Consider the following 23,073-nt stretch of genomic DNA (forward strand, 5'->3'; position numbering starts at 1 on the left):
GGTGCGACGGCCACCGACGACAGGAGGAACGCCGCGAATGATCGAAATACCGTACACGTCGAAACGATGGGAATGGATGCGCTCGTCCGACCGCATGGATTGGCGAGCTGTGTTCCCGGGGGAACACGATCAGGTGGCTCGAGTGCGGCGCGTGGTCGAGGCGCTGTTCGATGGAACCGGTCGTGAGGATGATGCCGCACTCATCGTCTCCGAGCTCTCGACGAACGCCCTGCTGCACACCAGGTCCGGCCTCGCCGGAGGCTGGTTCGGGGTAGAAGTTCACCTCCCGGAGAACGGCCCGGCCTACCTCGGGGTGTGCGACCTCGGAGGAGCAGGCAGCCCCCTGTTCGACCGTCGACCGACTGACGGGAAGCTGACGGTAGGCGGGTTCGGGCTCGCGATCGTCAGGGATCTCGTCGTGAAGCTCTCCCAAATCGGGACCCCGGCGACCGGGCACACGGTCTGGGTCCACCTCGACCTGGAAGCCAAGAACGTCGAGCGAACGGGAGCCGGAGCGGGATGAGGGGTCGGCCTGCTGCTATCAGGCCGACCTCGTCGTACCGAGAAATCCGACACGAAGAGGGGCGAACTTTGAGCACCATGGACTTCGGGACCGTCCTCAACAGGCTCTACCCGTGGTACGACGGTGACGTACGCGCGCAGCTGTTCGCGCTGATGTGCGACGTGGCCTTCGTCTACGCGAGCAGCGACGAGATCGGCGACTTCAACCTCAGCCTCGACTGCGTACTTGAAGGCATCGAAGAGAACGTCCGCGAGATGCGGGTGGAGTACCACCTCGGCCCGCTGTCCCTGCTCCTGCCCGCGGCCAGGCGGCTGAGACTCAACGACGGTGCGGACGGTGACGTCTGAAAACGGGATCGCGTGATCGACGGTGCCCGTCCGGTTCTCGGACGGGCACCTGTCTCGTTAGGCCGTCACCCCACACTGAGCGCTTCGGGATTGTCGGCACCGACGGTGATGAGGTGGGCATAGAGGAAGGCGCTGATGGCCTCGTACGCCTTGAGCTCGTTGGCGCGGTTGGTGAAGCCGTGGCCCTCGTCGGGATAGATGTCGTAACGCACTTCGACGCCGCGTTCGCGCAGGCGGGTGACGATCTGGTCGGACTCGGCCTGGGGGACGCGCGGGTCGTGGGCGCCCTGGATGACGAACAGGGGTGCGGTGATGCCGTCGGCGTGTGTGACGGGGCTGCGCTCAAGGAGCTGTTCGGCGCAGGTGTCGGGGTCTCCGAGGACGGTTGCGACGAAGGTCTTCCAGGTGGGGGGCGACGCCTTGGCGAGGGTGACGAGGTTGCTGGGGCCGCAGATGGAGACGCCCGCGGCCCACGAGTAGGGCAGGCGGGCCAGGCAGGACAGGGCGGCGAATCCGCCGTAGGACGCCCCCATGACGGCGAGGCGGCTGGTGTCGGCCCAGTCGAGAGTCTGCAGGTACCGGATGCCGTGGTCCAGGTCGTCGAGGTCGATGCCGCCCCAGTCGCGGTAGATGAGCTTCTGGTGGGCGGTGCCGTACCCGGTCGAGCCGGCGGCGTTGGGAGCCAGGATGGCGATCCCTTGGTGGAGAAGGTGCTGGTAGAGGCCCGAGCGGGCGTAGATGGGGCGTTCCTGGGCTTCCGGGCCACCATGAACGGACAGCAGGACCGGGTGCGGTCCTGGGCCGTCCGGCCGGTAGAGCAGGGCGTGGACGTCGCGGCCGTCGCGGGCCGGGTAGGTGATCAGTTCGGGGACGATCGGGCTGATGACACGCAGGGCCGCGGGGCGCGTGTCTGTGAGGTAGCGGAAGTCGTGGTGGGCCAGGTCCAGGACCGCGAGTTCGGCCGGCCGCGCCGCCGAGTCGATCAGGAGGACCGCGAAGGAGGCGTCCGGCGCCAGGGACAGCGCCGAGATGACGCCAGGTGGGATCTCAGGAAGCGGAAGCGGGGAGCCGTTGCGTTCGGCGTGCAGGCGAGAGCGGCCGCCTTCGTTGACGGACCAGATGCGTACGCCTCCAGCGACGTCGAGCGTTTCGACGTCCCAGTTCGGGGCGGCGATCGCGTGTAGGGACTTGGCTTCGAGGTCGTAGAAGGCGGCGGCGGTGAACTCGCTCCAGTGGTCGGTGAGCAGGTGGAAGCCGCTGGAGTCCGGAGCCCAAGCACCGGGTTCGAAGACACCCTCGCCGAGGGCGGACGTCACACAGACGGGCTTGGCGTCCGGGTCGTCCAGATCGGTGAGGTAGACAGCGATGTCGGTGTTCGAACGGAAGCCGGTCGACAGCAGCCAGCGGCCGTCGGGGGAGAGGCTGACGGCCTCGAACGCGACCCCTTCGGGCGGCGTGAAGCGGCGGAGCTCGCCGGTCGTCAGGTCATGGACGATGAGGTCCTGGGCGGCGGGATCGCGGTCGTTGGCGGTGTAGGCCAGGAAACGACCGGTGGGGTCGAAGGGCGACTCGGCCAAGATACGTTGGCAGTCCGGTCCTGAGCTGACCTCGCTCGGTTCACCGCCCTGCAGAGCGACCATGTAGATGCGGAACTGCTCGTCCCCGTTCTCATCAGCGGTGAAGACTAGCTGCTTGCCGGAGGGCGTCCAGGCGAACTGCCGTACCGTCCGGTTGTCGAAACCCGTCACCCGGCGCGGTTCGCCGCCGGCTATGGGGACGACCCAAAGGTCGTAGTGGCCGGAGGCGTGGCTGGAGTAGGCGACCAATCGGCCATCAGGGGACAGCGCAAGGGTGCGCTGGAATCGCTGCTGAGGTACGAAGTCCAGGTATCCGAGCATGTGACAGCCTCTCGAGTCAGTCGATCCAGCCGCGGCGTACCGCTGCGGCTCCTGCGGCGAAGCGGGTCTCCACACCCAGCTCGTCGCGGATGGCGGTCCAGTGTCTGCGCATGGTGTTGACGCTGATGTCCATCCGACGGGCGATCGCCTCGTCGGACAGTCCTTGGGTGAGCAGCTGCAGCACCTGCGCCTGTGCCGACGTGAGTGGCCCGGCGGCCTTCGTGCTGCCGAACGGGATCGCCTTCTCCCACAGCAGCTCGAAATACTCCCGCAGGGCGCCGACGATGACCGGCGAGCGTACGAGCAACGCCCCGCCCATCCCCGTGGGCGTGAGCGGAAGGAGCGCGACGGCCTCGTCCGCGAGCTTCATCTTCATCCCGATGCGGGGCAGCAGCCGCGCCTGCTCACCGGCGGCCACCGCGGCCTCGATCGTCTTCGCGCCGATCGGATGCTCCGCGCAGCGGATCTCGTAAATGGCGCGGCACTGCACCTGGCCCTCGAATACCGGCAGCGGTGCATACCCGGTGCTGTCCTCGACGGGCGCCTCCAGGACGTAGTTGTCCAGAGTGAGCCAGTCATGCCGAGCGGCGTTGATGAGCGCGTACGACAGGCGGCTGATCTCGTCCCGATCGGTGACGATCTGCACGAGCCTTTCCATCCCAGAACTCGAAGACGACGCCGCGGACGTCTGATGGAAGTCGCTCAGCCGCTTGTGACCGGCCAGCAGCCGCTCCTGGTCGTTGACGAGACGGCGCGAGAGCTCCGACAGAACGCCCTGCAGCGCGAGTTCGGGCGGCGCGGGTACGAGACGCGGCGGCAGCAGCGGACCGTCCGGCCGCAGATGCGCCATCCCACGGGCGGTCAGTTCCGCCACCTGCTCAGCGCTTCCCAGCAGGGAAGCGGCGTCGCTCTCCGGGCAGCCGTCCTCCGCGAGCAGTTTGGAGTACGACGCGAAGATCTCGTCCGGCACAACGCCCGCCAGCAGGCGCTGTGCGTTGATCTGATTCTGCCCGTCCACTGACACCCCCCGGACAGAGGGTAGTGGCTTCGATGCTCACGGTGATGCTCCTTTGTGGGCCGTGTCGAGGGTGAGTGGTTCGCGCGATGGTGGGTTTTCACCACCGCGATCTCGGGCCCGTAGCCCCGCTGGGCGAGGCGTTTCCGTGACCCTGGACGTCCTGCCCCTGGTCAGTAGACGCCGTGAAGAGTTTCAGGCTCTCTGATCCGATGCCGTGCGCGATCTGATCAGTGCGAACGCTCAAGAGCGGCAAGGGAGGCAGCATGCGGCGGCAGTTCGTTAGAACGACGGCGAGGGCACTGGCCAGACGATCGTGGGCAATGCGGAGCCTGGCCGGGCTCCTGGCGATGTTCGGCCCGTTCGGTTCGCGCAGCCGTACGGCGCAGCAACCCGCTGACGTCCGCCCTGAGGCAGCGGCGGTTCCTACGCTCGTAGGCCCACATGGTGTCCCGGCGGTGCTTCCTCCCGCTGAAGCTCCCGCGTCGGAACCCGCCATCACGTCCACCAGGTCCACGGCCGTTCTGCACAACGCCGCAGTCGACCGGCGTGGCCTGATCCGCCTTGTGGGTCAGTGCGTCATCGAGGGGCGAAACCGTACGGCGGGCGGTTGGGGAACCGACACCTGGGCCCTCCTCGGTCTGCTCGCCGAGCACCGCTCCTCTTTGCTCACCAAGGGCGCGGCCTGCGACAAGCTCTGGCCGGAGGCCGAGGCCCCGCACGACCGGTTCGCCGGCCTGCTCAAGGCGACGCGGGCCAAGATGTGCGAGGCGCTCGGGATGCCCGGCAACTACGGGCGGATCGTCATCCAGTTCATGGGCAGCACCGGATACCGGATCAACCCCGACCTCTACACCTGCGACGTCTGGCAGATCCGCGACCTCCTCACCACCGCGGCGCGGGCCAGGGGCCCGGAGAAGGTCGCAGCGCTGCGCGCTGCCGCGGACCTCTACACAGGCCCTTACCTCCCCGGCGTACCGCATGCCTGGGCGCGGAACGCGGCGGACGCTCTCAACCGTGCCGTCGTCCAAGCCCTCGCCCAGCTCGCCGATCTGGAGGAGCAGCCCGAAGCCGAGATTGCTTACCTCGAACGCGCCACTGAACTCGACGGCGTCGCCGAACATCTGTACCGCCGGCGAATGGAGGTCTACGCTCGCCTCGGCAGGCTCCAAGCCATTCACTACTGCTATGACGAACTCCGCGAACGGCTGCGTGCCCGAGGTAGAAAACCGTCTCCGCAAACAGAGCAGCTCTATCGCGGTGTTACTGGCTTCGTGTGAGCAGCTGGGCCGTCGGAATGGCTCTTGTTGATGACTTGACGACAGGCGCTGAGGTGAGTCCTCATATAACCCGTGCGTACGCGCACGCAATTGAAAGGGGGTGCGCCCATGTGTTTATTACAGGTTGAACCGGAAGGGTCGTCGAGGTAAGTAATTTCGGTGGCTCTGGTGCCCCTCACTGCCGGTGCCGGTGAGGGGCACAGGCATCCGGGGGCGAAGAACGCCTCGCAGTGGCGTGCATGCTGCAGCACGCGGCTGCGAGGCGCCCTGCGGCGTGGCCACCTGACCTGGCGTGCACCAGGCCACGCCGGCCTTCACGAGAAGTGGGACCAACCGGCTGCTATCCGGTTGGTCCCACCCCCTCAGACTACGGGCAAGCCCACCGTGAGAAGCCCGGCTTTCGGAGGCGGGAAGCCCTCGTTGCGCGAACTTTGCGCTCTGTCGCTCGGGCCGCCGGTCGGTGTGCCGATCGCCCTACCGTTCGGGCCGCCGCCTTGACAGGTACCCCCGCGCCGGCGAGCGCGCGCAGGTGGATGGGGCCGCACGGGCTACCGGCGGCTCGCCCGACTCGCCTTACGAGTCGAATACTCGCCATGAAGCGAACCCTGATTGTTCTGATCCCATCAATGAATACCCTACGGCTCCGCTCGGCGACTCGTAAGTCCAACAATCCCTGTTCGGCTCTTTGTGTTGCCCGTTGAGCTGCAAGGCCCTAACCGATTGGGGTGTGAGAATCGGCGGTGATTCATTGCCTGGCCAGGCGGTCGCGAGTCATTTATTTTTACCTGCGCACGCCCGGATCGGCTTGCTTCGCATTCGAGGTCGAGAAATAGTCGTCATGTACGAACGAATTGGCCCCAGGATAATTCCGGGGGTTACATCCCAGGTCAAGGAGAAAAGAAATGACGACGAACACGACGGCCGAGAAGGACGACGCCTCGGCCGAATTTCGTCCCGAAGGCACGGCGGCCAAGGTGTGGGAGGCGCTGACCGCCACCCCGGCCGTATCCGTCACGATGATCGCCGAAGCGGCCGGTGTCTCGCGGCCGACCGCGACCAAGGCACTGACGGCGTTCGCCGAAGCAGGCCGCGCCATCCGCACCCCCGGCGGGCGTTCCGAGGAAGGTCGTGCCCTGCCGGACACGTGGTCTCCGATCCTCGCCGACGATGCACGTGATCAGGATGGTGACGTCCCTCCAGACACGACCGCTGACGCCGCCGTAACAGCAGACGAGAGCAACGAGCCCCCGACGGCTCCGGAAGCCTCCGACGCCACCACTGAGGACGCCCCGGCGCCCACCATGTCTCTCACAGACGCCATGCGCATCCTCGAACAGGAGGCCGACCGTCGCGCGGCGGCCGAGGCCGAGTTGGCCCGTGCCCAGGCCGAGGAGGAAGCCCGCCGCCAGCAGGCCGCCGAGACCTTGACCAAGGCCCGCATGATCGAAGACACGCGCCGCGCCCTGACCGACCTGCTCAACGCCGTGACCACTGCATACGCAGCCCTGCTGTCTGATGACGACACGGCGTTCAGCACCGGCCTGGAGGCCATCTACAGCGGTACGGCAGACGTACGAAAGGCCACCCGCACTACCCAGCCCAAGACCACCACCGGGTGGGGTTCCTCGCGGGATGGGGACCGTAGCGCACCCCGGCCACTGCGCCCGGACGTCGTCGCTCACCTGACGAAGTACCCCGACCTGACGTTCACCGCTAACGAGATCGCGAAGGTGCTCGGCCGTTCCTCCGGGGCGGTCGCCAACGCTCTGGACACCCTCGCCCGTAACGGCGAGGCCGAGCTCGTCAGCGAGCGCCCCAACCGCTTCCGCGCGACCAAGCCCCAGAACGCCTAGCCAGGACCCAACGTTCCTGGCACGAGAGGAGAAACCATGTCCGATGAGATGTTCACCCTCCTGGGGTGGGCATGGGATGTAGACCTGGCCACCCGCCTGGCCCGACGCCACCCAGTACGCCCGGCTGCTATCCGGACGTTGACCGGCGTCAAGGACCTCATCCGCATCGACCCCAAGCACGCGGCGACGGTCGATCTGACCAAACCCATCCTGGTCGTCCCGCTCCCGTGCGCGCTGCCTCCCGGCAACCGCCTGGTGATCGACGGCTGGCACCGCATACACCGCGCCCTCGACCTGGGAATGGAGAAGCTGCCCGCGATCCTCCTGGACCCGGCCGACGAGCGGACCTGCCGCCTACGGGGCGGCGACATCTGACACACGGTGCACGAGGGCGGGTGGGGTGGCCCATGGCCACCCCACCCGCCTCATGGTTGAGCCGAGCTACTGAGGTCGGGGTCGAGACGTTGGGGCGCGGAGACGTGCGGATGCTCGCGGGCGAAGAGCGCGCCGAGAGCTGCGGCGAGGAGGGGAAGACCGATCACGATGGCTGTGATCGCCGGCCAGGGCGTCTCGAACGGCACCCGTGCTGGGTCGTCCCACGTGGTACTCATCGTCAGAGGCCACAACAGGAACATCCCGGCGGGACACCCGATGATGGCGCCGAGGACTGTTCCGCACAGGGCGCTCATGCCGGAGCGGGAGGCGCAGAACCATCGGAAGGCCGTGGCTTTTCCCCTGCTGGCGCGTCTCATGACCCGTGCCTGGCTCAAGTTCGCGGCCTGGCCGAAGCCGGACGTCAGCGCGCAGATGAGGGCGGCGAGGAACGCCGCCATAGCGACGGGCAGCCACCCTATGGGAGTCTCGAAGCCCCGTTCGACGTAGATCTCCGCGACCGCGTCGTCCAGCCGGTCGTCGAGGCGCTGCTGCTCCTGGGCTGTGACCCGATGAAGGGTGGGGTCGATGATCAGTGCTCTCGGTTGGAGCTGATAGCCGAGATCCCGGACGATTTTCGAGGGGACGAAGATCGTCTCCATGTGAGGGTCGGAGGTCCTGGCGACGATCGCTCGGTCGGTCTTGCTCGCCGTGGTCTCATCGTCCTTGTCGATTTCATAGGCGAGGGTCACCGAGTCGACCTGCACGCTGGCCGATGTGACCACCACGGCCGTGCCTTCGTCGTACGGCGTCGACTGATCGCCGGTGAGGTAGCGCAGCAGCTTCTCATCACCGATAGACTGATCGCAGTAGGTGGCCCTCCTCCGGCATCTCGACGCCGTCCGCCGCGGCGCGGAAGTACCAAGCTGAGTCCGAAACGGTCTCGCTCTGGGCGATCGGCACGCCGGGCAGTTCCCGCTCCATCGTCGCTCGTACGGTGGCCGCTTCCGCGGCGGAGAAAGACCCCGTGTACACAAAGCTTGACTGGACTAATAAGGTGCCCGCCTCCCGCGAGGAAGGTACTCGGCCCTGCTCTGCGCCGTTTCACTGACCGCGATGACCGTCGGCGCGAGGCCGAAGGCCGTCGCCATCATCGCCAGTGTGATCGCGAGCACCACACGGGCTCGGCGGCGGGACAGGTCACGCACAGTCAGACGTACTAATCCGGCAGAAAGCAACGCCACGGCGTGAACGTGCAGGTCCTGGCCGATCCAGCCGCCCGGCTCGTCTGGGCCTCACCCGCGCTGCCCAGCGCCACACACGACCGCACCGCGGCCCGCGCCACCGGCCTGATCGACGCGCTGACTGCCGCAGAGGTCAAGACCTTCGTCGACAAGGAATATCAAGGCACCGACGGCAGTATCCACACGCCGTTCAAAGGCCATCGGCTCCAGCCGCCTCTGTCACGCCACCAGCGCCCGGTCGACCGCGCACACGCCCGCATCCGCGCCCGCGGGGGACGCGCCATTGCACCTTGAAGACGTGGAAGATCCTGACCCGGCTGCGCTGCTGCCCACACCGCGCTACCACGATCTTGCAGGCCATCCTCGTCCCTGCAGCTCATCGAAGATGGCCGCTACTCAGGATGAAAAGTGAGCCAAGGCCCTCACCGTCGTATCGGGTGCGCTGCAGTCAGGAATTCTCGTCACTATCACCGGACATGCTGACCGTGGACGCCTGATGTGATTTTCCATGACCAGCGACGACCCCTTACGGAATGGATCCGTCTCGATACAAAAACAATCTTTACTTTCACCTTCACCCATGTGATGATCACTCCGTTTGCGTACTTCCGTTCGAAAGGATGCGAGTGACTACATCACGATCCCCGTCCGGCTTATCTCCCCGGGCGCGCCGCCGCGCCGCCCTGCTCTCCGCGCTGGTGTTACCCGTCACGCTGGTGACAGCACCCGCCACGGCTCAGGCGTCAGCACCATCCCCTTCCTCTCCTGCTCCCACCCAAACCCTCCCGACCCTCAGCGCTGTCGATGTTGCCAAAGCCGAGGCTAAAAAGCAGGGCAAGCAGGTCGAGATTCCCAGCTTGCACACCGAGAACATGACCACCGTAGCCAATGAGGATGGCGAAACGGTCGGCACGTACGTCTTCCCGATGCCCATACGCTTCAAGAAGGGCAATGGCGACTGGCAGGCGATCGACACGACCCTGATCCGGGTTGGTAATATCGTCAAACCGAAAGCGCTCAAAGACGAGGTGAGGCTGTCTGCGGGAGGCGATACAGGTCTGTTGCGAGTCAAGACGTCCGAGGGAGAGACACAGCTAGCGGCTGCCGCCAAATTGTCTACTCCAATTCTGTCCGGCAACACCGCAACTTATGTCGATGCCTACGGTGAGGGCATCGACCTCGTGCTACAAGTCACAGCAGCGGGCATTCGGCAGAAGTTCGTCATCAGGCAGCGGCCCAATGAGCAACTCACGTTGCGCGTCTCGGTCGATCCAGGCGCTGGCCTGACATACCGCAACAAGTCCGGTCGGACAGAGGTACTTGACAGCGACAAGAAGGTCACCGACATCACCCCAGCCGTCATACTGGACGCGAAAGCGACCGAGTCGGCCGCCAGCGGGAAGATCAGCCGAGTCGAAACCACGCTCGACGGAGACCACCTAGTTTACAAGCCGGACGCCACATTCCTAGCCGACCCGGCGACGACCTACCCGGTCACGCTGCTGGGCAATCCCACGCCGTGGTACGGAGGCGGGTTTCCAACGGATACCTTCGTCAGCAATGACTCACGGTACAGGGTGGGCACCGGCCAGCAGTACATGGACGCCCTGCTCGCCGGCCGCAACAACTTCGACGGGGAGACGGGTAGCACATATTACATCTACCGCTCCTATCTTAAGTACGACCTGAGCAACGCTCCCTGGTACGGCCTGCCGATCCTGAATGCCGACGTGCGGCCGTGGAACTACCTCACTACACACTGCGGCGGTCCCGACAACACACCCAAGATGGCCGTGCGTCGCGTCACCAGTAACTGGGAACTGAACTCCTCTAGCTCCGTCAACCTGCGCTGGGACCAACAACCGTCCGTCGCCACCTCTGGGGAAGCGGTCAAGGGCGGCGGCGTGGGGCGTATTAGAAAGGCTGGCGGTACCTACGTCAACTGTTCCAGCCCCTCACAGGAGCTGTATTACTCAATTGAGGATATCGTGCGGGCCTGGGCCAACGGCGCCACCAACTACGGTCTGCAGATCGCGTCCTACGGCGACGGCAGCGGGGCCTCCAACTTCCGCGAATTTCTCAGCAGCGAGTGGTCTGGGACCGACGGCCGCGGCCCCGTACTTTTCGTTGAATACGAAGCGCCCGATCCAGAGATCGGTGTGGTGGGCTGGTTCGCCCCGGACGAGCCAGGGATTACGGACCGGGCTGCGGCCGAGGCGATCGCAAACAATCCCGACCTGGGCAAGGCGAGTGAAACAGAGCCTGTTGCGGATGATGTCACCGACGAACAGGCTGTAGAGGAAAGGGACGCCTCCACCGACGTCCAAGAGATCACTATGCAGGAAGCAATCGAGGATGATCCCATCCTGGACAACCCTGCCCCGGACACCGTTCCTCCAACTGTTGTCAGGACCGATCCGGTTAAGGACGCCACGGATGGCTCCGCCGCGGCTGTATCAGTGCTCTTCGACGAGGAAGTATCCAATGTTCAACTTGTCGTAGAAGACTCGGCAGGTACCGCTGTGGCCGGAACTCTGGCCGCTAATCACACGTCTGCAGGTTGGACGTTAACACCTAACCAGCCGCTGGCGAACGAGAAAGTATACACGGCGGCGGTTAGTGGTGCGACGGACGCCGCAGGCAATGTGATGTCCGGCTCCTACTCCTGGACATTCACCACGGCGAAGGACATCCCGGCCTGCAGTACGGCTCCCTCCTTCGAGGAATTCGAGTCCTACACCTATGGCGACAGGGTGTCCTACGAAGGACACCTCTGGGAAACGCAGGCGTCCGGATATCTCGGCGTGCCGGGGAGCGAACTCAGTTTTTGGGAAGATCTCGGACCCTGCAGCGGTGAGCCCGACCCGGACCCGACTCCTACCTGCACTGCTCCCGCCTGGAACATGGCCCTGGAATACATGTACGGCGACAAGGTCACCTATCAGGGTCACACCTGGGAGGTGATCGCCGGCTGGGTCGACGCAGGCGTCGAGCCAACATCGAGCGAGTCCTGGGAGAACCTTGGAGCCTGTACAGGACAACCGCCCACAGATCCGCCATGCACAGCCTACTCATGGAGTATGTTCGCTCCTTACTACATAGGCGAAAAGGTCACGTGGGAGGGACACACCTGGGAGGCTACGCGAAACACCACACGCGGCCAGGAACCGGGCGCCCACACAGCCTGGAAAGATTTAGGAGCCTGCACCGGCGAACCTCCTTTGAACATGAAGCAGATGAAGGCAAGCGCTGCTGTGGGCCTTCCGGACCCGCAGAACGTCCCGCCGAATGCTGCCGGCATGTTCGATCGCATGACGCCGGCGAAGTGTGCGGCGAAAGCCAACCTGTCTGGGCGCGGACAAGGCTGGATCATGAACCGTTTCAGCTGGTGTCAGATGGGCAGGCTTGAAGCCTATTACGGGAAAACCAACTTCCAGTTCGAGAGATACATGGCCGACGTGATGCTCATCGGCTATACCTTTAACGGCATCGAAGGGCGCGATCGAAGCAAAGGCGACACGGCGCGTGACATTGTAATAGAAGCGTACGTATACAACCATAATCCCTACTCGTTGCCGGCTGGCAGGACGATGACCCTCGGAATGGACATCGGCAACAAGACGCGGTGCGAACACGTCACATCCCGAGGCGGCCAAACGGTCGATAATCGACAAACTCGCCTAATTAGCAGCTGGATCGTCGACGGTCACGCCACCTTCCGATTCAGATGCCCGCACGACAAAGCTTCAAAAAAGCGAATTACTGAGTGGTTCGACGGGGCCAACGGCGCCAGGGAGTATGTATCCAATGATGAGCTCGTAAGTTTCACGAGCATCAAGGCATACGCGAACTTTCCGAACTGGCCTACAACAACTCGCTACAAGTACGTCACCAACGCAGACCGCTGGATCACCGGTACGATTATCCGCTGCGACAGCGCAGTAGAAATCAAGTACGAAGCAGGCGGCTGTGTATTCTACAAAACCAAATCCGCCGTCAAATGGCAACCAAAGGTCAAGAATAAAGCAGGGACAAAGGATTGGGATATAACTCAGGCTTACCAGCACTACTGGAACGCTTGTGTGGATCCCGACGGAGAGACTTGGCCAGATGCCCCAGGAAAGACCCTCGGTGGTTGCGATATCAGCGGTTCTTTCAATACCAACTATCTGCATAAAGAAACCAGCACACAGGCGGCCTTGAATCAGGGTGCCACGAACGCGAAATGCAATCGGATGTGGCCCGGATACGCGTCGTCAGGCGAATATCCGAAGCAGTGTGACGAGTATCCCTTCGCATCAACTCGCGAACGCACCCAGGCGCCAAACACGAATAAATGGTCCTTCTGTCCCATCCGGGACAGCCATAACACGTCTGCCGGCCACTACCTCAAACGCTACTATCAGGCCGACAGAGTACTGTTCGGCGATAGATTCTTCAATAGATTCGTTCCCCCCTCGCTCAACGATCCAAAGCCAACGCGGGAGCAGCTATGCGGCATCCCTTCGGTTGCTAACTAATCACTAAGACCACCATGCTGCCCGGCCGGGATGCGCACGATCTCTATGCGGCATTCCTGCCGGGCGGCACCGGTCCTCGACCGCCATACAGACACGAAGGGTTAAGACCATGTCCATTCAAGTAATTAGCTACTATGAGCGACTATTGGACGAGCACGCGTGGATGCAGGACGGATTTCATTGGACGGTGGCTCGCACCGGAACCCTACCTCCCTCGCCAATGGAAATCGGTGCGAGACTGTCAAAATCCGGCGAAGCCTCCATCGAAGAAGAAGTTAACGTCGCGTCAGGCGCAGACCTATTTCTTCCCAGATCGGCTGTGTCAATAGACAGACAGAAGGAGGGGTATTTTCTCTTCCAAAGTGAGGAAGGCGGGGTCGACGAGCCTTCGGTCTTGCGGGAGCTCAGCGAGAAAGGCGAACGGGTATGGAGCATCACCTCGGTACTTTACAAACATAAACTCACGTATGCCATCGACGGTGAGATTCGACTGACATGGAGGGAATTTCCGCACGGCGATAGACCAATGGCGCACGATCCCATCGACGAAGATCTTCTGTTTATCGAAGATATGTGCAGAGAAGCTGGTATCCGCTCTAGCCTTGCCGCACTTATGGCGGTAGTGGACATCGGTAGCGGCGTACGCATGGATATTAATTGGCCGCATGCGCCGAGACCGGCTATCATCATCTGTGACCCTATCTGGTGACGGCCGTTGTGGTCGGCGCCCGTTCTCGCCTGCTCATGATAGTTAGAAAGCGATAGTTCCATATATCTTATCTGAGAATGCCACAGAACGCCGTCGTGCAACGAGCAACTTGGAAGACGCCGGCGGAGGGTTCCAACTCTTAAACTGCGCGTTCGCGCGTTCGTTGGGGCTGTGCAGCCGAGATACGACCGATTGGCCCGCTTCTGTGAGCGCGTCGATCAGGCCGGTGGCGCGGGCTAGCGGTCAGGTCATGGGTTGCACCGGGCAGCGCGGGTGAGGCCCATCCCGGCCGACCGGCTGGATCGGCCAGGACCTGCACGTTCACGCCGTGGCGTCGGTGTTTGCCGGAGAAGTAGGGCCGTCCGTCGCCAGTCGGTCGATGGGGATCAGGGTGCCGCCCAAGGTGGTGTCGGCCAGCTGGCCGGCGCGTAAGACGGCGGTGTGGACGTCGTCGGCGAGCGTGGCGAGCAGGTCGATCGCTTCGCGGACGTAGCGCCAGGCGCGCTTAGGTGTCGCCGTTGGGCAGGAGGGCCAGGACCAGCAGGGCTTGCCGGGACGCATCCAGGCGCGCCCCCACCGGCAGCGGCGCTCTGCACGCCGGGCGCAGAACAGCTCGACCAGGCGGGTCAGGGGGTGATCGGACCGCGGAATCGCGGCAGGATAAGACAGCAACGAAGCTTTCCGGTAGAGGCATTAGATCTTGGACGACTGCTGTCTTGCCGAGAGCCTCTTCTCATGCCAACCCGTCCTGGCGCCGCCCCTGCTGACCAGCGCGATCTCCTCAATCCGCTAATGGTGGGCGGCGCGGCCATGTTTTAGCCGCTCGGACGGGCGTAGCCAATGAGGTCATGGCGGGCGATGTAGTGGCTGATGCGGACGCGTAGGCCGGTGCGTGGGGCCTCGATCATGCGGGCTCCGTCGATGATAAGGCCGACATGCCCGGGACGGCTGGGGCCGCCGCCCGAGCCCTGGAAGAACACGAGGTCGCCAGGTGCCTGGCGTCCGGGCGAAACATGGGGGATGGCCTGCCACTGTTCCTCGGCGGTACGAGGAAGGGCGATTCCGGCTTGGTGCCAGGCGTAACGGACGAGGCCAGAGCAGTCGAAGCCCGTCACCTTCGCGCCCAGTCCTATCCCTGTGGTGGGGCCATCGAGGCCGCCCCCTCCGTAGGAGTGCCGCCCCCTCCGTAGGAGTAGGGAGTGCCGAGCCAACGTGACGCCGCCGCCACCGCAGTCGAGCCGCGTTCCGACCCGCTGACGAGGAGGGGCGGGCAGGCTGCAGCGTAGGAGTCGGCGATGCGTAGGACCCTGGCGACGTAGGCGGAATCGTGGTTGTAGCGCAGGAGGGCCTGGTCGAGGCGGGTCGGTGCGCCGCTGTGGCGGAGGTAGCTGGCTGCGGCCGGGATGGCGTCGGCGGGGTCGTAGATGTCTTTGGTACCGTCCGCGTCGCCGTCCATACCGAAGGACTGCCAGGTCGCCGGCATGAACTGCATAGGTCCTGCTGCTCCAGCGGGGTTGGTGCCGGTGGTGACGCCAGGCCCGATGCCTCGGCCGTGGTCGGATTCGGCCTTGCCGACCGCAGCCAGGACGGTCCAAGGGATGCCGTGGCGGGCGGCGGCCTGCTGGTAGAGCTCGAAGTAGTGGGGCGGGATGTCGGTGAGCGCGGACGTACCGCAGGAAACGCTCGGAGCGTCGTAACCAGGCAGCACGGTCGCGATGACGCTGAGAAGGACGGCGATCAGGGCGAGCGCCCCGATCGCCGTGGCCGTGACGATCGGCATTACGCGGGGATGTGGTTGGGGCCGGGGGCGTCCGTGGGGCCCCACGCGCCCCGTAGGGCGGTCAGGCGGCGGCGGGGGCCGGTTGATCCGGCTGGTAGCCATACGGGCCCGGCGGGGCCGTCAGGGGCCGTCGCGGGTGTGTGGACGGCCGTGGCGACGGGCACGTCGGGGGCCGTCAGGAACTTGCGGAAGTTGGCTTCGCGGGTGGGGTTCGGGAGCCAGAAGAGCACGGGCGTGCTGATGCCGGTTGCTTCGGCCAAGGCGGCGTATCCGTCGAGTTTGGCCAGGACGCGGGACAGCGGCTCAGTGCCGGTGTCGTGTTCCAGGAAGAAGTCGATGGTGTCCGGCTGGCCGGTCGAGGAGGGCTCGCTCCAGCGGCCGAAGGCGTCCGGCCGGGCGAGGTCGCCCCACAGGGCGGTGCACCGGCGTTCGGGCCACCATTCGGCGACTTCGGATCCGTCAGCTCTGCGGCGGGCCGTGGCGTGGAGCTGGGCGAAGAACTCGTTCACGCCTGTCTGGTGAATCAGCCGGGACGAGAAGGCGATCGCGCCGGCCGAATCGGGGCGGTAGCGGAGCTCAGCGGGAGTGATGCCGCGCTGGGCGGCCAGGTGGTGGGCCCCGGCGGTGCCGAGGATCCAGTGCCAGGGGCGGCTCCCGGTAGGGGCCCAAGGTCGGAAGCGGTCCAGGGCGCGTAGTTCGTAGAGGTCCAGGAGGCGGTGGCGGGCGCGGTGGATGCTGGGGAAGAAGATGGCGGTGAGCTGGTCGGTGGTGAGGACGCGGTGCTCCCAGACGGCGTCGAGGATCTCGGCGTCTCGTGGCGTGAGGCGTTCGGCGAGGCCGGCGACGAGGGCCTGGCCGGCGCGGGCGCGCGGGTGCCGGGAAGGAAGCAGGCGGCGGGGTGAGTTCGGCCGGGTCATGGAGTGCCCTCCTCGTGGGCTCGGCGTGGGTCGGTCGGGATGCGGAGCTTCGGTTTGCTCACGGTGGCGGTCTCGGGACGGGCGAACGCCGTACGGGAGGCGGCCCGGACGGCTTCCTGACGGCCAGGGATGGGATCGGGGAGGGGACGGGTGCGGAAGGTGAACGCCGGTGACGGGCCTCCCGCGCCGGTCATGATCCGTCCGACCGCCTGGTACGCGCCCAGGTGGGACAGGTCGTGTGCGGTGAGCACGGGGCCGACGTGGCGGGCGAGGTCGTGGGCATCTTCCGGCGAGGCGGTGAAGTAGACCTTGTTGCGCGCGTCGGCGGAGACGGCCTCGCGGAGGTCTCTGGGGAGCTGGGACAGGTGCTGGTGGGCGAGCGTGAGCGAGAACCGGTAGGCGCGGGCCTCGGCCAGGAGGTCGCTGACGGAGATGGGCATGTTGAGGAAGTTCTGGGCCTCGTCGATGTAGACGGCGGCATCCCGGCGTTCGTGCTCCGGCAGGCGGACCCGGGGCGTAATGGCCTGCCAGGTGTGAGCCAGCAGGAGCGAGCCGAAAAGGCGCGCGGCGTCCTCGCCGAGGACGCCCTTGGGGAGTCGGGCGAGGACCAGGCCGCCGGTGTCCAAGGTGCGGGCCAGATCGAACGTCGAGGCCCCGCCCGACAGGGCGTCGCGGACGAACGGGCGCAGGAGAACGGCGCGGAGCTTGTTCATGACGGGGCTGATCACTGAGGCACGGGCGGCGGGAGACAGCTCGTCGTACGCCGACCAGAAACCTCGCAGCAGCTCGTCGTCGAGCTTGCCGACGATCCGGGCCCGGAACGGGGTGTCCGTGAGGAGCTTCGGTACGTCGGCGAGGGTCGCGCGGTTGCGCTGGGTCCGTACGAGGGTGAGGCAGGCCGAGCGCATGAGGTCGTCCAGCCGCGGACCCCATGACGAGGCGAAGCAGCGGTGAAAGATGGTGACGATCGAGTCGACGGCGAACGCCGGGTCCGGTCCGGCGAGGACGTTGAAGCAGGGCGGATTGCCGGGTTCGGCGGGGTCGAAAAGGACCGTCCGTTTGATGGCGCGTTCGGGCAGGCGGTCGAGTACGTCATCGATCAGGTCACCTTTGGGATCGATGACGAGGACACCTCGGCCGGCGTGGGCGTCGGAGAGGATGAAGTTGGCCAGAAAGGTGGACTTGCCGACACCGGTCTGGCCGAGGACGTGCAGGTGCTGGCGGGCCGACGCCACTGTGACCCCCACAGGGCGCGGGTGCCCGGTCTCGGCGTCACCCAGGACCCGAACGTCCTGGCCATACGCGGGGACGTCGGGCGCGGGCGGGACGGGCCGGGCTCCGGCTCGGACGATGCCAGGAGCAGCCTGGTCATAGGGCAGGTGGGCGAGCGCGGCCAGCTCGTCGACGGCCAGCAGGTAGCCGGAGTTCATGCGGCGGTTCGACATGCAACCGGGGAAGTCGAGGCCGCGCAGGCGGCGCAAATACTGGTGGCCGGAGGCGTAGAGCGCGAAGGTGGCGGCGATCTCGTGGGCGCGGCCACGGAGCCGGTCCCGAGCGTCACGCCGATCACTCGTGACGGCGTACGAGATCTGGACCGCGAAGCGCGGCTGGTTGGCCTTGGCGAGGACGGCCCGGATCTCCTCGGCACGCTCTGGGAACAACCGCGACAGCTCGCCGGGCCGATCGCGGCGCAGACCGCCGGGAGTGACGACGTCGAACAGGTCAGCCCGGAAGCTGCTGGACCTCCCGTTCCGCAACCCTGAAGCGGCGCGGTGAGCGGCTGACAGCCGCCGCCCCGTCACTGGACGGACCAGGACCTGGACGGCGGCGTGCTCACCTTGCCGCAACCCCGACAGCGCGCCGAGGAGCGCGCGCAGCGGATCGTTGCGGTGCGCAGTCGTGAGTGGGTAGTGGTCGGGCCGAGCCAGAACCATCCGGCCCCGGGAAGTCGTGGCAGCGCGTGGCGTAGGCGGATGGGCCGGGCGCGTGGTCACAGCCGCGCCCGGCCAGGCCGACCGGATCGCCTTCTCCACCAGTCCAGGCGGTACGAGCCCCGGCACCCACAGCTGTACCCGGACACCGGCGGCATCGGCCACGTACTCCCAAGCCAGATGAGGCTGGCCGAACAGAAGACGCTTCCAGCGCGGCGCGGTCAGCCCCATCACCTGCGACCACCAGGCAGCCGCGCTACCGGGCTCTACCTGCGGCGGGACCGCGATCTCGACAAGCCGAGCGTTACGCGCGAAGCGCGCGTTGCGCCACCGCCAGAGGACGGCTTCGGCCGTGCTGAAACCGGCGGCACCACCGATCACGGCTCCCCAGAGCACTGGATCAGAAAGGTTCGGGATCACTCGGCCGGATCCGTGGTGGCGAGCGCATGCTCCGACGCACTGGCGACGGCGACAAAGGCGGCACGATCTCCGGCGCCGCCGCAGACCAAGCCCTCACCCTGGCCGGCCGACAGCAGAAAGAGCCGTTCCCCCTCGGTGAGGTCGAAGGCTTCGGCGATCTCGTCGATGGCCTGCGGAGCCTGCCGCAGCAGGACCTGCGTACTGGCGTTGGAGACGACAGCCTTGCCGAGGTTGGAGCCGAGCAGATCGGCGGCGTCCTGGGTGACGACGGCGAGGCCGGCCCAGTGCTTGCGGGCAGATTTGGCGAGCCGGTAGAGGAACCTCGCGCCCTCGTTCTCGCGCATGAGCGTCCACGCCTCGTCGACCACGACCAGGCGGCGACGCCGGTCGGCGGGGTTGGACACGCGCCGCCAGATCGCGTCGAGCGCCAGGAGCATCCCGACCGGCCGCGTCTCCTCGGGCAGGTCCCGCAGTGAGAACACGATCAGGTGGCCGTCCGGCCGCGTGGTGGTCGGACCGGCGAACAAGCTCCGGTAGGAACCGGACACGTACGGGGCGAGCCGCCCGGCCAGCTCGGACGCCTCCGACCCGTCGGTGGCCTCCAGCATCGTCACCAGATCGGCGAGCAGCGGCGCGGGACGTTTCCACGTGCGCTGGTCGGAGGTGATGCCCTGGGCCGCGTACGTGGCGATCACCGCCTTGTCCAGTACGGCCTTCGTCGCGGCTGTGAGCGGTTCGCCGAGCATGGTCGCGACCAGGGTCTGGAAGAACATCGCGCGCCGGTCAAGCGCGTCGTCTTCTGCGGAGGCGGGCAGGTCGAAGGGGTTGAAGCACACACCCGGCGTGCCAAGACCGAGAACGGTTCCTCCGACGGCGTCCGACAGGCGGCGATACTCGTCCTCGGGATCGACGACACACACCTCGACCTGGTGGAACAGCAGCCGCAGCACCTCCAGCTTGGTGAAGTACGACTTGCCCGCCCCCGACCTGGCGATCGTCACGGAGTTGTAGTTGTGATGGGCGAACCGGTCCCACAGCACGACGCCGGAGGAGTAGACGTTCAGCCCGAGCAACACCGGCGTCTCGCCAAGCCGAGGCCGCAGATCCGGCGAGGCGAACGGGAACGCCGCCGCGAGCGCGGAGGTGTCGAAGGTCCGGCGGATCCTCAGCGTGTCCGTAGCGAGTGGCAGCGTGGCCGTCCACCCCTGCATCGCCCGGAACGTCGCCGGATGCGCGTCGAGCAGCAGCGACGCCGCCAGCGCCTTGACGTGCTGAACCTCCGCCTCCAGCTCGTCGGCATCCGCGGCGTGAACGGTGAGATAGAGGCCGACACGGAACAGGCGTCCGTGCCCTCGGGCGAGGGAGGCGGCCAGCTCCGCGGCGTCGTCGGCAGCCGCCTCGGCCGCGAAGTCCGGCATTCGAGCCCCCGCGGAGGCGGATTCCAGGCGGGCGAGCTGACGGCGAAGACGCTGGGCGGCGATCAGCGGCGGCACCGGCTCGATGTGCAGCGATACATCAAGGTGCCCTGGATAGCCGGTGAGCGGTTCGAGCCAGCCCGCGCCGACTTCTTGCGGGTACCCGGCGATTGCGAACGACGCGCACACCCCGTCCGGGAACTCGACCGAGCGGGCGTTGATCCTCAACGATGACGGGCCGGGCAAGGCGGCGGCGGTACGGGCCAGCTCCTCGCTGTCGCCGGCAGGGCGGGTGAACCTCATCGAGTCCCCTCTCCAAGCGTGATCGGCTCATCAGGACGGGCGACCCCAACCGGGTCAGGACGACGAGGCGACAGCGACCGTACGAGCAGATCGCGAGCCTCTTCGGCATCCACCACGGCGGCGTGAACCCCGAGACCGAGCAGAGAACGTACGGTCTCCTCAGCGCGACGCATCACGATCGCCGCCGAGCTGTCCCGCCGAGCCGAGCGCCGGGACTTCCGCGTCCACGCAGGCGGTTGCTCGGTGTCCTGGTGACGAACGACAACAAGAACATCCCGCGTCAGCAGGTCCCGGGTGCCGCTCAGCTCGCTCAGAAACTCGGCATGCCGGCGGGCCGCCTGCTCAAGCGCTGGATCAGCAGACGCCCTGCCGCACCCTCGATCACGTTGGCGAGATCGGACAGGTCGACCGGCCGCGCCTGCAGAAGGATCTGCACGGGAGCGTCCAACGAGTTCAGCCACCCGGCGAACACCCCGACCAGCGCCGCCTGCTCCTCTCCCGTCCGCAGCCCGAACGCCACAGTCCCGGCTCGGACGACGGCTACGGTCCCGCCTTCGGCCAGCTCCATGACGCCGTCCTCGCGGATCGCCCGGACAGGGAGCCGCAACGCGCCCGGCAGGCGGCCCCGCACGCGACACCAGGCCGGTGGCGGGAGGACTCCTTCCTCGGTCGTGACGAGCCTGCGATCCCGCCGCAGGTAGGCGAAGGCGTGGAGGACGAGCCGGTCGAGGCTGAGCCCGTCCCGCCTGGCGAGTGCCAACGCGCACCCGCAGGCGATCATCGGCAGGAGGATCGCGACGAGGACCGGAACGGGCAACCGGTCGCCGGCCATGAGGTACACCCAGGCCGCCAGCACCCCGGTGCCGGCCAGGATCGCGGCTTGCCGGGCTGTCAGGTTCGCGAAGAGCTTGTCCGGCATCTCCACATCGGCTGGGATCTTCGCGACCAGCCGTTCCTTACTTGCGTGGCGCACGACGTACCGTCCTTCTGGGTAGACGAGGCGTTTGAAGCCGCAAGGTGACCTGGGACAGACGCTGCGCCGGCCGACGGGGTGGCCGTGGTGCCGACGGCACGGCACCGTTCGGTGGCCGGTTACGGCGGACGATGGGTCGGCGATGCGGTGCCGGCTGTGGAGGGTGTTTGGGCGCGGGGTTCCGCGTGCCGCTATCCGGCCTGTGGGGGCGCTCAGGACGTTCATCAGGGGACGAACGGTCAACCCGCACGTTCCGATCGCCCGGACGGCCGCTGGCGGCGGCCCCCGGCGGACGACGGGGGTGACGCGGCGCCCCCGAACACGGCCCGCCCGCGTTCGGCCCTCGCCTACCGGGACCACCGCCCGGACCTCCAGCAGGAGGGCCACTGGGCCCGCCGCCGCCTCCGCCTCTGCTCGGCGGGGTGGGCGGATTCGGCGGCTTGGGACGACGCGCCGCGCGGGCGGCACCGGCCCCCTTACCGAGCAGCATGTTCAGCCCGCGATAGACGACCAGGGACTTCACCAGCCGTGAGAGGGCGCGAGGCTTGCCCGCCTGCCAGATGGTCCGCGCCACCCATCCAGGAATCTTGAGCAGGACGAACAGCAGGCATATGGCCATGAGCAGGTCGGTCATGTCCGCCGTGCTCGGGATCCAGAACGAGTCGTCGTCGGCCGGATTGGCGAAGAACAGCAGCTGCAGCGCCGTGACGAGCACGAGCGACTGGCACGCCTGGATCGCCAGCAGCCCGGCGAAGGCCCGCCACCAAAGCCGGGCGATCCCCTCGGTGACCGGCAGCGCGTGCAGGATCAACGCAAGGGGAGCCGCCACGATCACGACCATGGTGAGCGCGATCCGGACGATGTAGGTGAACAGCACACCGACCGCCAGGACGACCACCACGAGCGCCACGATCGCGAAGAACACGCCCTTGAGGACGATCCCCGCGAGGACTGCCTTCTTGATCGCGTCGAACACCAACTCCGGATCGATCCGGTCAGCTCCGTCAGCCAGGAACGCCTGACTCAGCCCGTTCGCCAGAGTGATCCCGTACTTGATCGCGATCAGGCTCAGGTTCGCGGCCAGAAACGCCCACACGAGCCGCGGCAGCAGCTCCCGCGCCGAGATCCCGCCGGGCATTGCCTGCCCGACCATGAGCATCACGCCCGCGACGGTCACCAGCAGCACGAAGCACGTGTTCGCGATCGTCCGCGACAGCTCCCACAACTGCTTGGCCCGTGCCATCTCGGGGGAGTCCAGCTCCGGCGTCGCCAGCACGGTCGATCCGAGCATCTCGAACACCGGCTTGGTCGCCGACTCCACGAGATGCGTGAACCATTCGTCCACCGCCTGCCGGGTCTTGCACGCCACGTCGATGAAGCCGCAGTCCGACGCCGACGGCGTGACAGCTGAAGGCGACGGCGCCGGGCTGGGCGTGACGGAAGGCGTCGGAGTCGGTACGGGCGTCGGCGCGGCAACGGCCGGCCCGCTGAGCATCGCCGAGACGAGCGCCGCCGCACCGACCGCCAGCAGAGCGAACAGCCCGAAGACTCGGAGGCGAGCCAGGGCCGCCAC

General features: G+C 66.4%; 17 protein-coding genes and 2 pseudogenes. 8 read left to right on the forward strand and 11 right to left on the reverse strand.

Annotation, left to right across the window (positions count from 1 at the left end; genetic code table 11):
* The first annotated feature begins 94 nt into the window (after window positions 1-94).
* Together ACBR40_RS20500 and ACBR40_RS20505 are read left to right on the forward strand one after the other, a co-directional pair.
* Entirely contained in the window at window positions 95-523 is a 429-nt protein-coding gene (locus ACBR40_RS20500) for an ATP-binding protein (protein ID WP_371249901.1), read from the forward strand.
* A gap of 68 nt (window positions 524-591) precedes the next feature.
* Window positions 592-870: a hypothetical protein gene (locus tag ACBR40_RS20505; protein ID WP_344211254.1), complete on the forward strand. Its 279-nt coding sequence runs from the start codon at window positions 592-594 to the stop codon at window positions 868-870.
* A gap of 65 nt (window positions 871-935) precedes the next feature.
* On the opposite strand, the gene ACBR40_RS20510 is transcribed toward ACBR40_RS20505, so the two are convergent.
* Both ACBR40_RS20510 and ACBR40_RS20515 read right to left on the reverse strand, forming a co-directional pair.
* Window positions 936-2,768, reverse strand: a complete 1,833-nt coding sequence (locus ACBR40_RS20510; protein ID WP_371249771.1) for a prolyl oligopeptidase family serine peptidase — start codon at window positions 2,766-2,768, stop codon at window positions 936-938.
* A gap of 16 nt (window positions 2,769-2,784) precedes the next feature.
* Window positions 2,785-3,786, reverse strand: coding sequence for a LuxR C-terminal-related transcriptional regulator (locus ACBR40_RS20515; RefSeq protein ID WP_371249772.1), 1,002 nt, complete (start codon window positions 3,784-3,786; stop codon window positions 2,785-2,787).
* Between the two features lie 455 nt (window positions 3,787-4,241).
* On the opposite strand from ACBR40_RS20515, the gene ACBR40_RS20520 reads away from it, so the two are divergent.
* The 3 genes from ACBR40_RS20520 to ACBR40_RS20530 all read left to right on the forward strand — a co-directional run bounded on the left by ACBR40_RS20520 (window position 4,242) and on the right by ACBR40_RS20530 (window position 7,291).
* The gene (locus ACBR40_RS20520; RefSeq protein WP_371249773.1) at window positions 4,242-5,063 is read left to right on the forward strand and encodes a BTAD domain-containing putative transcriptional regulator; all 822 of its coding nucleotides are present in this window, start codon (window positions 4,242-4,244) and stop codon (window positions 5,061-5,063) included.
* A gap of 902 nt (window positions 5,064-5,965) precedes the next feature.
* On the forward strand, window positions 5,966-6,916 hold the full coding sequence (locus tag ACBR40_RS20525) for a hypothetical protein (protein ID WP_371249774.1): 951 nt from the start codon (window positions 5,966-5,968) through the stop codon (window positions 6,914-6,916).
* A 36-nt stretch (window positions 6,917-6,952) separates the two neighbouring features.
* Entirely contained in the window at window positions 6,953-7,291 is a 339-nt protein-coding gene (locus ACBR40_RS20530) for a hypothetical protein (protein WP_371249775.1), read from the forward strand.
* A gap of 50 nt (window positions 7,292-7,341) precedes the next feature.
* Here the strand turns inward: ACBR40_RS20530 and ACBR40_RS20535 are convergent, their stop codons facing one another.
* A complete protein-coding gene (locus ACBR40_RS20535) occupies window positions 7,342-8,076 on the reverse strand; it encodes a hypothetical protein (RefSeq protein ID WP_371249776.1) in 735 nt (244 codons plus the stop codon).
* Window positions 8,077-8,511: 435 nt separating this feature from the next.
* Here ACBR40_RS20535 and ACBR40_RS20540 point away from each other — a divergent pair.
* From ACBR40_RS20540 to ACBR40_RS20550, 3 genes and pseudogenes are all read left to right on the forward strand, one after another.
* Window positions 8,512-8,937: pseudogene (locus ACBR40_RS20540) on the forward strand (transposase family protein); the annotation flags it as partial.
* Window positions 8,938-9,158: 221 nt separating this feature from the next.
* Window positions 9,159-13,052 carry an Ig-like domain-containing protein gene (locus ACBR40_RS20545; RefSeq protein ID WP_371249777.1) on the forward strand — a complete coding sequence of 1,298 codons (3,894 nt, stop codon included), beginning with the start codon at window positions 9,159-9,161 and terminating at the stop codon, window positions 13,050-13,052.
* Between the two features lie 109 nt (window positions 13,053-13,161).
* Complete coding sequence (locus ACBR40_RS20550; RefSeq protein WP_371249778.1) at window positions 13,162-13,761, forward strand: hypothetical protein; 600 nt, start codon at window positions 13,162-13,164, stop codon at window positions 13,759-13,761.
* 42 nt (window positions 13,762-13,803) lie between these two features.
* Here the strand turns inward: ACBR40_RS20550 and ACBR40_RS20555 are convergent.
* The 8 genes and pseudogenes from ACBR40_RS20555 to ACBR40_RS20590 all read right to left on the reverse strand — a co-directional run bounded on the left by ACBR40_RS20555 (window position 13,804) and on the right by ACBR40_RS20590 (window position 23,073).
* Window positions 13,804-14,433, reverse strand: a pseudogene (locus ACBR40_RS20555) (transposase family protein).
* Window positions 14,434-14,576: 143 nt separating this feature from the next.
* Complete coding sequence (locus ACBR40_RS20560) at window positions 14,577-14,876, reverse strand: C40 family peptidase (protein WP_371249779.1); 300 nt, start codon at window positions 14,874-14,876, stop codon at window positions 14,577-14,579.
* A gap of 14 nt (window positions 14,877-14,890) precedes the next feature.
* Window positions 14,891-15,541: a lytic murein transglycosylase gene (locus ACBR40_RS20565; RefSeq protein ID WP_371249780.1), complete on the reverse strand. Its 651-nt coding sequence runs from the start codon at window positions 15,539-15,541 to the stop codon at window positions 14,891-14,893.
* On the reverse strand, window positions 15,541-16,458 hold the full coding sequence (locus tag ACBR40_RS20570; RefSeq protein WP_371249781.1) for a replication-relaxation family protein: 918 nt from the start codon (window positions 16,456-16,458) through the stop codon (window positions 15,541-15,543). The genes ACBR40_RS20565 and ACBR40_RS20570 overlap by 1 nt, the downstream gene beginning before the upstream one ends.
* Entirely contained in the window at window positions 16,455-18,392 is a 1,938-nt protein-coding gene (locus ACBR40_RS20575; protein ID WP_371249782.1) for a type IV secretory system conjugative DNA transfer family protein, read from the reverse strand. Before ACBR40_RS20575 ends, ACBR40_RS20570 begins: the two co-directional genes overlap by 4 nt.
* Window positions 18,393-18,805: 413 nt before the next feature.
* A complete protein-coding gene (locus tag ACBR40_RS20580) occupies window positions 18,806-20,527 on the reverse strand; it encodes a VirB4 family type IV secretion system protein (protein ID WP_371249783.1) in 1,722 nt (573 codons plus the stop codon).
* Window positions 20,528-20,837: 310 nt separating this feature from the next.
* Complete coding sequence (locus ACBR40_RS20585; RefSeq protein ID WP_371249784.1) at window positions 20,838-21,500, reverse strand: PrgI family protein; 663 nt, start codon at window positions 21,498-21,500, stop codon at window positions 20,838-20,840.
* Window positions 21,484-23,073: a hypothetical protein gene (locus ACBR40_RS20590; RefSeq protein ID WP_371249785.1), complete on the reverse strand. Its 1,590-nt coding sequence runs from the start codon at window positions 23,071-23,073 to the stop codon at window positions 21,484-21,486. The genes ACBR40_RS20585 and ACBR40_RS20590 overlap by 17 nt, the downstream gene beginning before the upstream one ends.

The organism is Nonomuraea sp. AD125B, assembly GCF_041402765.1.
Classification (GTDB): Bacteria; Actinomycetota; Actinomycetes; order Streptosporangiales; family Streptosporangiaceae; genus Nonomuraea; species Nonomuraea bangladeshensis.

Coding starts and splice junctions, on each gene's coding strand:
- ACBR40_RS20565 (WP_371249780.1), bottom strand. CDS start 15,541: ATGCCGATCGTCACGGCCACGGCGATCGGGGCGCTCGCCCTGATCGCC.
- ACBR40_RS20580 (WP_371249783.1), bottom strand. CDS start 20,527: ATGAGGTTCACCCGCCCTGCCGGCGACAGCGAGGAGCTGGCCCGTACC.
- ACBR40_RS20525 (WP_371249774.1), top strand. CDS start 5,966: ATGACGACGAACACGACGGCCGAGAAGGACGACGCCTCGGCCGAATTT.
- ACBR40_RS20570 (WP_371249781.1), bottom strand. CDS start 16,458: ATGACCCGGCCGAACTCACCCCGCCGCCTGCTTCCTTCCCGGCACCCG.
- ACBR40_RS20550 (WP_371249778.1), top strand. CDS start 13,162: ATGTCCATTCAAGTAATTAGCTACTATGAGCGACTATTGGACGAGCAC.
- ACBR40_RS20510 (WP_371249771.1), bottom strand. CDS start 2,768: ATGCTCGGATACCTGGACTTCGTACCTCAGCAGCGATTCCAGCGCACC.
- ACBR40_RS20500 (WP_371249901.1), top strand. CDS start 95: ATGGATTGGCGAGCTGTGTTCCCGGGGGAACACGATCAGGTGGCTCGA.
- ACBR40_RS20575 (WP_371249782.1), bottom strand. CDS start 18,392: ATGGTTCTGGCTCGGCCCGACCACTACCCACTCACGACTGCGCACCGC.
- ACBR40_RS20530 (WP_371249775.1), top strand. CDS start 6,953: ATGTCCGATGAGATGTTCACCCTCCTGGGGTGGGCATGGGATGTAGAC.